Genomic DNA, 15,040 nt, shown 5'->3' with positions numbered 1-15,040 from the left:
GTTGATGAGGTTTCACATACCCCGGGTTTTGTCGCATGCACAAGTGCATGCGGATGGCCATCCATCTCGATTTGACGTTACCGCCAAACTCTAGCAGTCTACCCGAAGACTTGAGCGAGCAGCTCTAAAGCGTCTTCTGCTTGACCTTGCTCCCAATGAGGCTTGCCATGCGGCTTACTGTTACCAGAAGCCCGGTGGTCTCTTACACCGCCGTTTCACCCTTACCCGAACGAAACGTTCAGGCGGTCTATTCTCTGTTGCGCTATCTCTCAGGTCGCCCTGGGCGGACGTTATCCGCCATTGTGCTCTGTGGAGCCCGGAAGTTCCTCAGCCACTCCGAATGAACATTGTGACCGCGGCCATCGTGAAACCTCAACCTTCCTAATTGTAGCAGATAATATTAATATCGTAAAAAATTCATTATTTTATAAGAAATTCCGTAATAAAAGGAGTGTTCAGTAAGGGATTAAAAGAAAACCAACTGAAAGCCTTTAAGCGGGAACATAAGAAATAAAACGACCATACAAGAGTAGAGATACTCTGTGTGGCCGTTTTCTTATACTCAGATACCGAAATAGTATTTGAGATTTTTAGAACAAACCTTGTATTTGAGCTTGTATTAACACTGCAGTAACGCTGGCACCTGTATTAATTAAAAAGTCTTTTAGTCCAACCAATGCTGATTTTAAAATATGCGGTTTCTTCTCTTCTTCAATTTTTAATTTGATGTCAGCTAATAATTCTGTTGCGGTTTCTATATCCTCTTTTGATAAATCAGATTCACTAATACTTTTTTCAACGGCATCAACTACATCCTTAACTTTATCATAGGAAAATGTAACTGTATTCTCACTTCCAGACACTATCTGTACATTATCGGATGGCGAATTGATCACACTTGTATTCCCGTAATAATTATTCACGGTTTGCGGCATGTTCACTGCGGATTCTTTTTCAGTCTCAGAGAAAACCATATTTTCCCCTACAATACCTTCCGATTCTAATTTCAATGTCCATTCTAAAATAGTATTTTTGACTTTTTCTTCAATGTCTTTAACTGCAGTTGTAGGTACATGTAATGCATAATCCATTGGAAGTAGCGAATCAGCCATTTTATCAAACAATGCAAGTTGTTCGCCTGAAAAATCTAAAGTTAATACATTTCCTGAGGACTGACATAAAGAAATGATTTCAGAAATTGAATTTACTAACTTTCTTTCACAAATCTTTTTTTCGTATTCATTATCCTGTATTGAGGTTGGAATCCAACCGCGATAAGGATTGAAAGTTTTTAAACTTCCACGAACCTTTCTATACTCAGGGCAAGATTCTGGGTCAGGATAACCATTTAATTCGTGTTGAATCCATTGATCAAAATCAGCAAGCTTTAATTTTGATGCAATCAAATGTGCTTTGCGTAATATATTAACAACATCGCAATTTGATGACACAATTTCATTCTGTAATTCTAAAACAATACTTCCCATGTTATTCACCATCCTTCTTTCTACCATATAGGGCACTATTCTCAGCAAACATCATAGTTCTTCACATAGAAGCAATAAGGAAAAGGAATAATCTAACTTTCTGAAGTTGTTTCAGAATGCTCCTCAAAATTTTCTACCTGCTCCATCACCTTTGTGAACACTTCAGGACTATACTGTGGCGGATAGCCGTTCTTAACCAAACAAATCTTTATCTTCAATTTTAACTGATTACGCACATTCTGATTGTTGAGCCAGTCCACAAATGAAGACTCGGTATCTATTATTTCCTTAACTTTTTTAGCAAGTGTCTTGCATTTATCGTTTATCACAACACCGTTAACTTCTTTGTCAATGCCATATTCAAACTTATACTGGTCACGAAGAGCAATCAAAATATCATAGAATGCCTTTTCTTCAAAGGTTAATCCTATTTTACGGAAACTCTCACGATTTTCGTTCATCTGACGAAGTATCACTAAAGCTTGTTCAGTTGCAGCCTTAATAATATCTTCTGAGGCAGCTTCCTGTGTTGCCCCGGCTTCTTCAGCAGTAAGGTGCTTACGTCTTTCATGGTACTCATCAATAGTCTTTTCAATCATTTCTTGGAAAGATTTCGCTGCTAATTGGTTAACCCTGCCATATTCCTTTATTTGCTTACGGAGCATTTTGATAAGTAATTCTAACTTTGTAGCAGGCATTTCTACATCTGATAATTTTTCAAAGTATTCAGGAGAGAAGATATCTTCTTCCTCGCCACTTTCAAGAACACTTTCTACCTTATTGTATTTTAATGCCTCTTCAACCATCTTTGATACCACAAGATTCATAGTTTCAGCATCAACATCGCTGGTTCCACTCATTTTACGAACGAAGCCTGCTATAGCCATAAAGCACTGTGCAAGCGCAGATTCTTCTTCGCCCAGATTTCCAGAAGGTTGGCAAATATCAAAAGCACTTCTCATTCTCTTAACAGACTTTAAGAAATATGTCTTAAATGAGACCTGATTAGTTTTTCCGTTTCCTTCTGTCTGCAAGACCTGTGCTGATGTAAAGACATACTCAGCCGCTTTGGAAAGTAATTTATATCTTTCAACAGGGTCACATTTCGTATTAAGGAATGGAGCTAAGTCATAATCTGTAAACAGTGCTTTAAGTATTTCAATCTCCTCCCTGAATGCAGAGGTAGCCTGCTCAACGTCATCCGATGTGGGAGCAACTGATGTATCACCACCGTAAACCTTCATGGCCTCACGCATATTATCGCGAATGCCAATATAGTCGATAACCATACCATATTCTTTGCCGGGATATTTTCTGTTTACACGACTGATAGTTTGAATCAGCAAGTGCTTCTTCAAAGGCTTATCGTTATATAAATATGTAAGTGACGGAACATCAAATCCCGTAATCCACATATCAACTACGATAACAATATGGAAATTAGACTTTTCCTGTTTAAAGGCTGCATCCAGTTCTTCGCAACGTTTATCATTTTTAACTCCACCAAGATAGTTATACATCTCAGCTTCATCATTACTTCCAACACTCGATACCATAGCCATAAATGGCATAGGCTTTAATTCTTTAAGTTCTTCATCTGTTGCAGTAACTCCGTCAGGAGTTTTCTTTTCTTCAAACCATTCCGGATATTTATCCTTGAATTTCAAAAGAAGTGAATATGCAATTTTTCTGCTAGAGCAGACAATCATTGCTTTCTGAATTCTATCTGGGTCACTATCACAAGATGAAATATAATGGTCATGAATATCTATAGCAAGCCTCTCCAAGCGAGAAGGCTCGCCAAGGATAACTTCCATAGAACTCATTGCACGTTTACTGGCTTCAATATCATCATACGTTGCACCATCATCGGCACACTTTTTATAGTAATTTTCAATTTCTTTAGCTTTGGTCTTATCAAGTAACACCTTGGCAATACGAGGATGATACTTAATAGAAACAGTTAGTCCATCTGCGACCGCCTGATCCATAGTGTATCTATCAATTTCCTGACCAAAGGTCTGATATGTTTCGGCAATAGGAGTTCCTGTGAAACCTACAAACGTAGCATGTTGAGGCGGTAAGTTTGCTAGTCAAGGAGTAAAACGACGAAGATTAGCATTTACTTCCGCCCATGCGATAGCTGTCCGTGATTGACAAGTGCTAGCACGCAGACAGAACGGAGATAGCGAACCGCTGAGTGTGTCGCTCTGCTCGTAAAAGCTTAGAAACCTTTGAACGAAAGGGATAATGAAAGCCTTGATTGCAAGGCTTTTTGCTTTATGGTGGGTAAGTATCAGAGTGAGAAAATTTTTGGAATGAGTAGAAGTGATAGCTAGAAATTATCAGTTTCTATTTCCATTTACCCTGTGGGTACGTGTTTGTTTCCATTGACAAGGAGTTTGTGGGAATAGAAATGTACCCACCTTGTTTGAATCAAGTGAAGTGTAGTTGAAGGAAATCTGTTGAAAGCAATACTTCATTTTACCGAATAAGTAATAATTTAGGCAACTTCAAATCGATTAAAAAAAACTATTTTAAAGGTTAAGAGTAGACAAAAATTGTCCACTCTTTTTTGCAAACTCAATTTATCAATAAATGAAATGAGGGAATGTAAAATGAAATATTTTGAGGTTGAGTTAGAAAATCCTGATGAATTTTTAAAACTACAAACAGAAGATTTTGTGAAAGCTAATCGCTTGCTACTAAGGAAGATAATCCAGAGCGTTACAGTCTATGAAGAAAACTTCGTCATATCCTTTAAATCTGGCATCGAATTGGAAGTATGAGTCTCATTCCATAACTTTTATATTGAACATATCATCTTGTTGTGTTATACTATAAATTGATATAAACAAAGATGTAGGAGGAACCGAAACTATGACAGCCTCAATGCGTTTAAGATAAGCTGGCAATAAAAAAAGCAGAATCTATACCCGATGATAGGCTTTTTTGTTGTGCTTATTTATACGATATTGAGCATTCATTAGTTACGGTGAGGATATTGGTTATTTAACTATACCTTTATTTAACTATGTCTTTAATATGAATGTTTCCAAATTGTATGTATGCAGACCAAAAGCCACATTGTGGGGTTTGGCCTGCATTTTTTATTGCCTAGAATGCTATTCAAAATAGAAATTCAAGCAAAATAATATGCAGGAGATAATATAAATGGAAAAATACAACAATTGGAAACGAAAATTTTATGCAATATGGGCAGGGCAAGCAGTATCATTAATCACTAGTGCCATCCTGCAAATGGCGATTATTTTTTACCTTACAGAAAAAACAGGATCTGCGATGGTCTTGTCTATGGCTTCATTAGTAGGTTTTTTACCCTATGCGATTTTGGGACCTGCCATTGGTGTGCTAGTGGATCGTCATGATAGGAAGAAGATAATGATTGGTGCCGATTTAATTATCGCAGCAGCTGGTGCAGTGCTTGCTATTGTTGCATTCTGTATGGAGCTACCTGTCTGGATGATTATGATAGTATTGTTTATCCGTAGCATTGGAACAGCTTTTCATACCCCAGCACTCAATGCGGTTACACCACTTTTAGTACCAGAAGAACAGCTAACGAAATGCGCAGGCTATAGTCAGTCTTTGCAGTCTATAAGCTATATTGTTAGTCCGGCAGTTGCAGCACTCTTATACTCCGTTTGGGATTTAAATGCTATTATTGCCATCGACGTATTGGGTGCTGTGATTGCATCTATTACGGTAGCAATTGTACGTATACCTAAGCTGGGTAATCAAGTGCAAAGTTTAGAACCAAATTTCATAAGGGAGATGAAAGAAGGAGTTGTGGTTCTGAGACAAAACAAAGGATTGTTTGCCTTATTACTCTTAGGAACACTATATACTTTTGTTTATATGCCAATCAATGCACTATTTCCTTTAATAAGCATGGAACACTTTAATGGAACGCCTGTGCATATTTCTATTACGGAAATTTCCTTTGCATTTGGGATGCTAGCAGGAGGCTTATTATTAGGAAGATTAGGGGGCTTCGAAAAGCATGTATTACTAATAACAAGTTCATTTTTTATAATGGGGACCAGTTTAGCCGTTTCGGGAATACTTCCTCCAAATGGATTTGTAATATTCGTAGTTTGCTGTGCAATAATGGGGCTTTCGGTGCCATTTTATAGCGGTGTGCAAACAGCTCTTTTTCAGGAGAAAATTAAGCCTGAATATTTAGGACGTGTATTTTCTTTGATCGGAAGTATCATGTCACTTGCTATGCCAATTGGGTTAATTCTTTCTGGATTCTTTGCTGATAAAATCGGTGTAAATCATTGGTTTTTACTATCAGGTATTTTAATTATTGGCATTGCTATAGTTTGCCAAATGATAACTGAGGTTAGAAAATTAGATTTAAAATAAACAATATTGGAGGAATATTTATGTATCTTATTTTCATGTAACTCTTCCTGCTAAAATCGCAGGGTTTTCCCTGCATACAAGCAAATGAAAGCATGCGATTATAGACAGGAGGAAATGTTATGGAATTAATATTAAAAGCAAAAGACATTCGTGTGGAATTCAAAGGACGCGATGTTTTAGATATAAATGAATTAGAAGTATATGATTATGACCGTATTGGTTTAGTAGGAGCAAATGGTGCTGGAAAAAGCACTTTACTCAGGGTACTTTTAGGAGAATTAACTCCCCCAGGATGTAAAATGAATCGTCTGGGTGAACTTGCCTATATTCCCCAGTTGGACGAAGTAACTCTGCAGGAGGAAAAAGATTTTGCACTTGTAGGCAAGCTAGGTGTTGAGCAATTAAATATACAGACTATGAGCGGTGGTGAAGAAACAAGGCTTAAAATAGCACAGGCCTTATCGGCACAGGTTCATGGTATTTTAGCGGATGAACCTACGAGCCATTTAGACCGTGAAGGAATTGATTTTCTAATAGGACAGCTAAAATATTTTACAGGTGCACTGTTAGTTATTAGCCATGACCGCTATTTTCTTGATGAAATAGTAGATAAAATATGGGAACTGAAAGATGGCAAAATCACTGAGTATTGGGGAAACTATTCTGATTATCTTCGTCAGAAAGAGGAAGAACGTAAGAGCCAAGCTGCAGAATACGAACAATTTATTGCGGAACGTGCCCGATTGGAAAGGGCTGCGGAGGAAAAGCGAAAACAGGCTCGTAAAATAGAACAGAAGGCAAAAGGTTCTTCAAAGAAAAAAAGTACTGAAGACGGAGGGCGTTTAGCTCATCAAAAATCAATAGGAAGTAAGGAAAAAAAGATGTATAATGCTGCTAAAACCCTAGAGCACAGGATTGCGGCCTTAGGAAAAGTAGAAGCTCCGGAAGGCATTCGCAGAATTCGTTTCAGGCAAAGTAAAGCATTGGAGCTCCATAATCCATACCCTATAGTCGGTGCAGAAATTAATAAAGTATTTGGGGATAAGGCTCTGTTTGAAAATGCATCTTTTCAAATTCCGTTAGGAGCAAAAGTGGCGTTAACTGGTGGTAATGGAATCGGAAAAACAACTTTAATCCAAATGATCTTAAACCATGAAGAAGGAATTTCTATTTCGCCTAAGGCAAAAATAGGTTACTTTGCACAGAATGGTTACAAGTACAACAGTAATCAGAATGTTATGGAGTTTATGCAGAAGGATTGTGACTACAATATATCAGAAATTCGTTCAGTGCTAGCATCTATGGGGTTCAAACAGAACGATATTGGAAAAAGTTTATCTGTTTTAAGCGGTGGAGAAATTATAAAATTGTTGCTTGCTAAAATGCTCATGGGTAGATATAACATCCTAATAATGGATGAACCCAGTAACTTCCTTGACATACCAAGTTTAGAGGCTTTGGAAATACTAATGAAGGAGTACACCGGAACTATCGTGTTTATCACCCACGATAAACGATTACTCGAAAATGTAGCAGATGTAGTTTATGAAATTAGAGATAAGAAAATAAATCTGAAACATTAAATTTAAGGTAGTCGCTGGTCAGTATAGTCTGTTCTGGTTGGCGACTCCATTGTTAAAGAGTATAAAGACTTTAGATTTTATGAATATTAAAAATAGGAACAGTCAATTGAACTGCTCCTATTTTTCTGCTAAATATATTGTAGTTTTCTTATATGTATAATGATAGATTAGCGGATTCTCATCTACGGTACTTACTTCAAATATGAAGAAGTGATCGCGGTTACCTGCATATTTGTTTTCTAACGCTTTTAGTGCGAGTAGGTTATCTCCATGTATGAGCATGTTTTCTGTATTAGGATCATTTTTGCAGTTTGATTTTTCTTTATCCTCAACTAGAATCCTAGGCTCTATTTTGATTTCTTTATCCTTACCAAGCCACGTAAGTTCCAGTTTTTGATTATTAGCCATTACTTTTCATCCTCCGCTATAAATTCCAAAATATCGTTGGGCGTGCAGTGTAAAGCTGTGCAGATACCTTCCACTTTTTCCAGTGATATATATTGCCCAGTGCGTAGTTTCGTAATAATGTTGGCGGAAATATTGCTCATTCTCATTAAGTCCTGATTGGAAATATCTTCTTCAATCATGCGATGTAATAGTTTTTTATAACTAACAGCCATAATTCCCTCCTTATTTTAATAGTTAAATATTATCACGATTCTGTGAGTATATCAACGATATAAAGAGCTAGCCACTCTGGAATATAGCAGATTAAAAAAGTCTCCTTTGCTATTCATTCAAGGCAAATGCCTAATGAATGCTTAGGAGATTTTTATTGTCAAAAATTTTTTCTAAAACCGTCAGATTACACCCTCTTTCATGGCTACCAAGTAGAAGACCAAAAAAACTTTTTAAGACAGGTTAAAAAGTCGGCTTTTTCTTTTGCCTGTGATGTAGAAGGGATAAGCCTTCTAGAAAAGGAGGATCAAATATGGATCTAGAGAAACTGCCAAAAGCACTAAAGAACAAGAATATCTTTTGTTCATGGAAGTACGAGCAGCAAGAAAACGGTAGGCTCACTAAGCCGCCTTATAACCCCATAACGGGAAAGAAAGCAGCTACAGACAACTTAAGCGATTTCACCTCGCTTGATGATGCCATGAAAGTAAAAGACCAATACGACGGAATTGGTATAAAGCTTGTTGATAACCTCTTAGGCATCGATTTAGACCACTGCATCGATAATGGCATCATTAAAGACTGGGCAAAAGAGATTATTGCCCATTTCAAGCACGCTTATATCGAATACAGCCCAAGTAAGCATGGCTTTCATATCTTGCTTCTGTTTAACGGCGCATACGATAAAAAGTCTTATTACATCAAGCATGGGGATATTGAGGTTTACAGCGCTCTAGCTACGAATCGCTATCTAACAGTTACGGGCGACGTGTATCAGGAAGGCGAGCTTTTAGAAGACGATGAAGCCATCATGTGGCTTTTAGACACGTACATGAAGCGAAACATAAACACTCATGAAAAAGAAAATAACGCGTGTACAAGGTCATATTTAAGCGATACATCTGTTATTGAAAAAGCTGGCAACGCCATAAATGGAGCTAAATTTACAGCACTTTGGCATGGTGACATTTCGGCTTACCCTTCTCATAGCGAAGCAGATGCCGCGCTTGTGTCTATTCTTGCCTTTTACTGTGGCGGTAACAAGGAGCAAATAGACCGACTTTTTCGTAAGTCTGCTTTATTCCGTCCTAAGTGGGATGAACACCGTGGCGCGGATACTTATGGCAACACAACCATTCAGAAAGCTGTTTCTAAATGTCATACCTTCTATGAGCCTTTCCATAATGCAAGTGCTGAGGAAGACTTTGATGATCTCTTATCTAAATTACAGGAACTAAAGCCTGATGAAAATATACGATATCGCAACGGTGATTTAGGTAATGGCAGATTGTTTGCTGATATTTTCCAAAACATTCTGCACTATGTACCGGAGCGCAAAATGTGGTTCATCTTCGATGGTGTACGTTGGACTTGCGATATTGGAACGCTTAAAACGATGGAACTATGCAAGGATTTAGCTCTTTCTCTTATACGTTATGCTGGTGTCATTAAAGACGAGAGAACCCGTTCCATGCTTGTTGAGTATTGGAACAAATGGAGCAGCCGTCGTAACCGTGAGATTTATATCAAGGAAGCTCAAAGCGTTTACCCCATTTCGATGGAAGCGTTCGATAAGAACATTTATCTATTTAACTGCCAAAACGGAACTTTAGACCTTCAGCACGGTGTATTTCGCAAGCACTTAGCAACAGATCTTATTACCAAAGTATCACCTGTGTTTTATGACCCGAAGGCAAGAAGTGAACGTTTTCGCCAGTTTGTCGATGAAATTATGAGCGGAGATTGTGAGAAAGCCTTGTATCTTCAAAAGTCATTAGGCTATGCGTTAAGCGGTGATACACGCTATGAGTGCATGTTCTTTCTTTTTGGAGAAAGCACAAGAAACGGTAAAGGCACACTCATGGAAAGCGTTCTGTCTGTGATGGGCGATTACGGAAAAGCGGTACGCGCGGAAACCATTGCTCTAAAGAAGAACCCTAATAGCTCACAGCCGACCGAGGATGTAGCACGCCTTGCCGGTGTTCGCTTTGCCAATATATCTGAGCCGAGCCGAGGACTATTCCTTAATTCAGCCCAAGTTAAATACATGACGGGAAGTGATACCTTAAACGCTCGATTCCTGCATGAGAACAGTTTTGACTTTAAACCACAGTTCAAACTGTACGTGAACACCAATTATCTGCCCGTCATCAGCGATATGACAGTGTTTAGTAGCGACCGCATGCAGATTATTCCCTTTAACAGGCATTTTGAAGCGTGGGAACAGGATAAAACCTTAAAGGCGGAGTTTTCTAAAAAAGAGGTGCAAAGTGCCATTTTAAACTGGCTTCTTGAAGGCTTTACCCACCTCCGAGATGAAGGCTTTAAGCCGCCTAATAGCGTTCTTGATGCCATTTTTAGTTATGCCCACGACAGTGACAAGATGGCACAGTTTGCTGAAGATGTACTCGTTAAAGACCAGAGCTCTGAGATTCGAACGGCAGTTGTATACGACCACTACAAGAAGTGGTGCATTGATAACGGCTGTTTTTCTGAGAACAGCAGAAACTTCAATCAGGAATTAAGAAAATTTGCCGAGGTTGTAAGAAAGCGTCCCAATACAGGCGGAGAAAAAACCACGCTTCTTAAAGGCTACAGGCTTAAAAGTGAGTTTAGCGATTTTTTAAGTGGCAACTAGTGGCAGTTAATAACCTATATCCCCATATAACCCTATAAGGCAATAACGAAATTTAACTGCCACATCATGCCACGTTTAAGGAGGTGGTGCCTATGATTGCGTAATTCGTATCGCAAACCTGTGTTGAACATGAAGAAGAAATACTATCATGCACAAATCAAAATACTGAAATGATTTCAGCTTTTTGACAACATTGAAGAAAGAAAACCTGCCTAGGTACTGTGCTGTTAGAAATTTATTCGCATACTACTTTCTGAACCTAACCCCCTAGGGGGGGTCAAATCTCTAAAGAGTACCCCTTCGGGAACGGGCGCAGGGTCTTGCGTGCAAAAACAGCGAATTCAAAAGGGTAAATGGGCAAAATCAAGCAAATTACTGCAGCAATTGCAGAAAACAGTAATGAAAGGAACTAACAATTATGATTAACAGAGATATTGAAAAAGAAATGAAACTAGCAAGTCAGGACTACCACAACACGTTTTGGAACGTACTGCGCGACGCAAATGGTAATGCGAACAATATTGCAGGAAAACTGCGCCACATTCATACAGGTGCATATGATTTGCCGACTTCTTCTCTAGCAAAACTCGAAGCAAAACTTGCAAACAAAAGTAATCTTAGAAAACTGTGTACAGTGGTAAAAGCACACTCCCAAGCAAGTAAATTGTTCATCTATGAAGCCTCACCGTTCACCAAATGGATGAAAGATTATGACACAAGCATCATGACGTATATGCCTATTAAAGATGGTTTTAAGCGTATTGATGTAACGGAGTATACCCTAGTTAACCTCATTCGTTTGGGTACGGATTTTGCAGCTGACCTTGACTTTGATATCGAAGAGTTCATAACAAGCGAATTGACAAAGCAATTCATATTGAGTGAGTCAGAAGCTTTTATAAATGGTGATGGAATAACTAAACCGACAGGAATTTTATCAGATACATCAGGTGCTGAGGTTGCTGTGCAAGCAAAAGAGATTTCCGCAGATGCCATCAAACGTTTATTCTTCTCGCTAGATAGTAAGTATCGAGAAAATGCCACGTGGCTTATGAATGATGAAACTGCTCTTTATCTTCAAACCTTAAAGGACACTACCGGATCATACATCCTATCTGATTTTGATGGCAACTTAATGGGCAGACCTGTGGTCATTGACAATGCCATGCCTTCTTCTCAAAAGGGAGCGAAAGTTATCGCCTTTGGTGATTTTTCCAACTATTGGATTATCGAACGCCATAACCCAACCATCAAGGTTCTAAACGAAATATTTTCTCTTATAGACCAGATAGGTTACCTCTCTTTTGAGTATTTGGATGGGAAACTGGTACATCCTGAAGCAATTAAAGTATTGCAACTTTCTTAAAAAAGAGGTCAAAATGCATGGATGAACAAATTAAGGATACACCGGTAAAAACCGAAGTGTTAAGAATCGGAAATACTGAATTTACGGTTCACTCTCTTGAAAGCAAGAGTGCTAAGAAAGGTGTCAAAGACCTAATCAAACACCTTATTTTAAGCAATTTAAACCATGTAATAGAAGCTAAATAACTTGATAAATTCTGAGTTATACGGGAATATATACTGACCGCTTGAAGGCTGTCGGAAAGGAGGAAAACAGATGAATAAACTAAATAGACAGCCTTCTTATACTCTAGATAATGTAGGCAAGATAACGGCACTTTACTGCCGTTTATCCAAAGACGATGAATTACAAGGTGACAGCAATTCCATCATCAATCAAAAGAGCATGCTGAAAAAGTATGCCGAGGACAATCATTTCAACAATCTTATGTTCTTTGTAGACGATGGCTACTCGGGTACTAATTTCCAGCGACCTGATTGGCTTAAATTAACTGCTCTCATTGACGAAGGAAAGATTGGAACCATTATCGTCAAGGACATGTCACGCTTGGGTAGAGATTATCTGCAAGTTGGTATGTATACAGAGATGGTATTCCCTAACGCTGATATTCGCTTTATTGCAATAAATAACGGCGTAGATAGCAATAATCAGTCAGACAACGACATGACACCTTTCATCAACATCTTCAATGAGTTTTATGCTAAAGACACAAGCAGAAAAATAAAAGCTGTGTTTAAAGCAAAAGGACAAAGTGGGAAGCCGCTCTGCATCAATCCTCCTTACGGATATCTTAAGGATCCTGAAGATAAAAATCATTGGATTGTAGATGAAGAAGCTGCCAGTGTAGTGCGTGAAATCTTTAGACTCTGCGTTAATGGGTATGGGCCTAGCCAGATTGCCAATGAGCTAATCAAAAGGAATATTCCAACACCTTCTGAGCATTTTTTCTCTCTTGGTATTAAAATTCCTTCCGCGAAATCGGAGATTAAGGGAGTCTGGAATCAAAAAACTATCTCTAATATGCTTGAAAAGCAAGAATATCTTGGGCATACGGTCAATTTCAAAACAAGAAAGAAATCGTACAAGTGCAAGAAAACATTATTGAATCCCAAAGAAGACTGGCTAATTTTCAAAAACACACACGAAGCAATTATTGACCAGGAAACTTTTGACATAGTTCAACGTATAAGAGATGGTAGACGAGTGCGTGCCAATCTTGGAGAAATGCCAGTGTTATCAGGAATGCTATTTTGTGCGGATTGTGGTAACAAGCTTTATCAGGTTCGAGGAAAAGATTGGAGCCATGATAAAGAATACTTTGTCTGTGCTACCTATCGTAAGCAAAAAGGCAAATGCTCATCACATCAAATTAGAAATATTCAGATCGAAGCAATACTGCTTCACGAGCTTAGAACTATTACTTCATTTGCCAAACAGCACGAAGAAGAGTTCGTGGGACTTGTGATGAAGAAAAGCGAGAAAGAACTAACCCAAAAGTTAAAGTCCTCTAATAGGGAACTCGAGCAAGCAAAAGCAAGAATTAGCAAACTTGACACAATTGTTCAGCATCTCTATGAAGACAACTTAGACGGTAAAATTTCTGATGAACGATTTAAGAGCATGTCTGAGTCCTACGACAAGGAACAAGCTGAACTGAAAAGCAAGATTGAATCCCTTGAAGCCTTTATTTCTAAAGCGCAAGAGGAATGTCTCAACGTAGATTCTTTCTTGAAATTAGTACGACAATACACAGATATACAAGAACTTAATGCAGAGATCATTCGAACCTTTGTAGATAAGATTTATGTTGAAAAATCTGAAAAGGTAGCAGGTACAAGAACCAAGAAACAAACCATATGGATACAGTGGAATTACATAGGTGCAGTTGATATTCCACTCCATAAGTAAAATCGGCGTAGCCGGTAGTAATACCGATTACGCCGATAATTTTTTTAGGAATTAAATCCCTAAGTGAACGCCCCTAACGTTAATTTTTTTATTTTAATTTAATAAATTGCTAGGTTTGTATGGATTTAGCAGATATAATAGAAGAACCGACGGCATCGTGGCAGTCGGGTTGTACAAATCGAACTTAAGGTTCGAGTCTATATGGGGAGGTTTCGCATGGAAATCGTCATTACTGGTCGTCATACGCAGATTAATCAAAGGTTCCGTGACGTTGTAGAAAGTAAGATGAATCGTGTGACCGCCATTGCGCCTGATGCGCAGCGCGTGCAAATCGTGCTGACTCATGAAGGCAATCCAAGGCAGGCTGACACAGCAAAGCGAGTTGAAATTACTGTTGTTGCAGGAAGCACAGTGATTCGCGCAGAAGCTTCTAGCACTGATCAATTTAGCGCATTAGATATGGCACTTGATAAGTTGACGCTTCGTTTGCGTCGTACTCGCGATCGTCGTAAGGATCATCGTCGTGGATATACGGAAATGACTCCTGTAGATATGGGTCCTGTAGAGCCTGAGATTGAGACTACTGTTGAAGAGCCAGAAGAAAATGAGGTTAATAGCGCAGATGCCGCTGTTGCTTCCGATTTAGGTCCTGGTGAATCTGTGGAAGTAAGTGTTGGCGACACTCCTATTGTGATTCGTCGTAAGCTACATATTGCAGAGCCTATGAGCATAGATGAGGCTTTGTATGAGATGGAGCTTATTGGACATGATTTCTTCCTGTTTGTAAACAAAGAAACTATGAGACCATCTGTAGTATATCGCAGACATGGTTGGAGCTATGGCGTGTTTGAAATTGATACACCTGAAAATGTTGCTAAGCAAAAGTAATGGTTAAAAAACACGTCTAAAATGCGCGAATAAGTGCGCGTGCCCGTCTAGCACAATGTTGGGCGGGCATTTTTATGTAATAATCAGACTCGCTAACTTATAAAAATCGTAGCCGTCGCGTAATATAGGCACAGTTTACGTCTATGTTGGCTAGGCCGTC

At 38.6% G+C, this 15,040-nt stretch carries 12 protein-coding genes and 1 other RNA gene; 8 read left to right on the top strand and 5 right to left on the bottom strand.

Annotated features, from left to right (window positions below; translation table 11 throughout):
- Position 1 precedes the first annotated feature (1 nt).
- The 3 genes from rnpB to HXT34_RS03095 all read right to left on the bottom strand — a co-directional run bounded on the left by rnpB (position 2) and on the right by HXT34_RS03095 (position 3,526).
- Positions 2 to 375, bottom strand: an RNA gene (rnpB, locus tag HXT34_RS03105) — RNase P RNA component class A.
- A 215-nt stretch (positions 376 to 590) separates the two neighbouring features.
- Positions 591 to 1,487 carry a hypothetical protein gene (locus HXT34_RS03100; protein ID WP_004122116.1) on the bottom strand — a complete coding sequence of 299 codons (897 nt, stop codon included), beginning with the start codon at positions 1,485 to 1,487 and terminating at the stop codon, positions 591 to 593.
- Between the two features lie 92 nt (positions 1,488 to 1,579).
- Complete coding sequence (locus HXT34_RS03095) at positions 1,580 to 3,526, bottom strand: type I restriction enzyme endonuclease domain-containing protein (protein WP_225791482.1); 1,947 nt, start codon at positions 3,524 to 3,526, stop codon at positions 1,580 to 1,582.
- Positions 3,527 to 4,105: 579 nt separating this feature from the next.
- On the opposite strand from HXT34_RS03095, the gene HXT34_RS03090 reads away from it, so the two are divergent.
- From HXT34_RS03090 to msr(D), 3 genes are all read left to right on the top strand, one after another.
- A complete protein-coding gene (locus HXT34_RS03090) occupies positions 4,106 to 4,276 on the top strand; it encodes a hypothetical protein (RefSeq protein ID WP_000873143.1) in 171 nt (56 codons plus the stop codon).
- A gap of 385 nt (positions 4,277 to 4,661) precedes the next feature.
- Positions 4,662 to 5,879, top strand: coding sequence for a macrolide efflux MFS transporter Mef(A) (gene mef(A), locus HXT34_RS03085; protein ID WP_000417519.1), 1,218 nt, complete (start codon positions 4,662 to 4,664; stop codon positions 5,877 to 5,879).
- A gap of 119 nt (positions 5,880 to 5,998) precedes the next feature.
- Positions 5,999 to 7,462, top strand: coding sequence for an ABC-F type ribosomal protection protein Msr(D) (gene msr(D), locus HXT34_RS03080; protein ID WP_000420313.1), 1,464 nt, complete (start codon positions 5,999 to 6,001; stop codon positions 7,460 to 7,462).
- A 117-nt stretch (positions 7,463 to 7,579) separates the two neighbouring features.
- Here the strand turns inward: msr(D) and HXT34_RS03075 are convergent, their stop codons facing one another.
- Both HXT34_RS03075 and HXT34_RS03070 read right to left on the bottom strand, forming a co-directional pair.
- The gene (locus HXT34_RS03075; RefSeq protein ID WP_004121959.1) at positions 7,580 to 7,870 is read right to left on the bottom strand and encodes a DUF5960 family protein; all 291 of its coding nucleotides are present in this window, start codon (positions 7,868 to 7,870) and stop codon (positions 7,580 to 7,582) included.
- On the bottom strand, positions 7,870 to 8,082 hold the full coding sequence (locus HXT34_RS03070) for a helix-turn-helix domain-containing protein (RefSeq protein WP_004121956.1): 213 nt from the start codon (positions 8,080 to 8,082) through the stop codon (positions 7,870 to 7,872). Before HXT34_RS03070 ends, HXT34_RS03075 begins: the two co-directional genes overlap by 1 nt.
- Before the next feature lie 311 nt (positions 8,083 to 8,393).
- Here HXT34_RS03070 and HXT34_RS03065 point away from each other — a divergent pair, with 311 nt between their 5' ends.
- The 5 genes from HXT34_RS03065 (at position 8,394) to hpf (ending at position 14,880) form a co-directional block, all read left to right on the top strand.
- Positions 8,394 to 10,718: a phage/plasmid primase, P4 family gene (locus HXT34_RS03065; protein WP_421784357.1), complete on the top strand. Its 2,325-nt coding sequence runs from the start codon at positions 8,394 to 8,396 to the stop codon at positions 10,716 to 10,718.
- A gap of 418 nt (positions 10,719 to 11,136) precedes the next feature.
- Positions 11,137 to 12,084 (top strand): phage major capsid protein, encoded by a 948-nt coding sequence (locus HXT34_RS03060; RefSeq protein WP_070469374.1) that lies wholly within the window; start codon positions 11,137 to 11,139, stop codon positions 12,082 to 12,084.
- Between the two features lie 17 nt (positions 12,085 to 12,101).
- Positions 12,102 to 12,269 carry a hypothetical protein gene (locus HXT34_RS03055; RefSeq protein WP_180947200.1) on the top strand — a complete coding sequence of 56 codons (168 nt, stop codon included), beginning with the start codon at positions 12,102 to 12,104 and terminating at the stop codon, positions 12,267 to 12,269.
- Positions 12,270 to 12,339: 70 nt separating this feature from the next.
- Positions 12,340 to 13,992 (top strand): recombinase family protein, encoded by a 1,653-nt coding sequence (locus tag HXT34_RS03050; RefSeq protein WP_050567888.1) that lies wholly within the window; start codon positions 12,340 to 12,342, stop codon positions 13,990 to 13,992.
- Positions 13,993 to 14,208: 216 nt separating this feature from the next.
- Positions 14,209 to 14,880, top strand: a complete 672-nt coding sequence (gene hpf, locus HXT34_RS03045) for a ribosome hibernation-promoting factor, HPF/YfiA family (RefSeq protein WP_415687401.1) — start codon at positions 14,209 to 14,211, stop codon at positions 14,878 to 14,880.
- The last annotated feature ends 160 nt before the right edge of the window (positions 14,881 to 15,040 follow it).

Origin of the sequence: Gardnerella sp. DNF00983 (assembly GCF_049244265.1) — a bacterium.
Taxonomy (GTDB): Bacteria; Actinomycetota; Actinomycetes; order Actinomycetales; family Bifidobacteriaceae; genus Bifidobacterium; species Bifidobacterium vaginale_J.
The sequence above is the reverse complement of the archived record's forward strand: the minus strand, read 5'-3'. Positions and strand labels throughout refer to the sequence as shown.

Bases quoted from the DNA above. Each gene is read 5' to 3' on its own strand.
- HXT34_RS03100 (WP_004122116.1), bottom strand. From the start codon at position 1,487: ATGGGAAGTATTGTTTTAGAATTACAGAATGAAATTGTGTCATCAAAT.
- HXT34_RS03090 (WP_000873143.1), top strand. From the start codon at position 4,106: ATGAAATATTTTGAGGTTGAGTTAGAAAATCCTGATGAATTTTTAAAA.
- HXT34_RS03075 (WP_004121959.1), bottom strand. From the start codon at position 7,870: ATGGCTAATAATCAAAAACTGGAACTTACGTGGCTTGGTAAGGATAAA.
- HXT34_RS03070 (WP_004121956.1), bottom strand. From the start codon at position 8,082: ATGGCTGTTAGTTATAAAAAACTATTACATCGCATGATTGAAGAAGAT.
- HXT34_RS03065 (WP_421784357.1), top strand. From the start codon at position 8,394: ATGGATCTAGAGAAACTGCCAAAAGCACTAAAGAACAAGAATATCTTT.
- HXT34_RS03060 (WP_070469374.1), top strand. From the start codon at position 11,137: ATGATTAACAGAGATATTGAAAAAGAAATGAAACTAGCAAGTCAGGAC.
- HXT34_RS03055 (WP_180947200.1), top strand. From the start codon at position 12,102: ATGGATGAACAAATTAAGGATACACCGGTAAAAACCGAAGTGTTAAGA.
- HXT34_RS03050 (WP_050567888.1), top strand. From the start codon at position 12,340: ATGAATAAACTAAATAGACAGCCTTCTTATACTCTAGATAATGTAGGC.
- hpf (WP_415687401.1), top strand. From the start codon at position 14,209: ATGGAAATCGTCATTACTGGTCGTCATACGCAGATTAATCAAAGGTTC.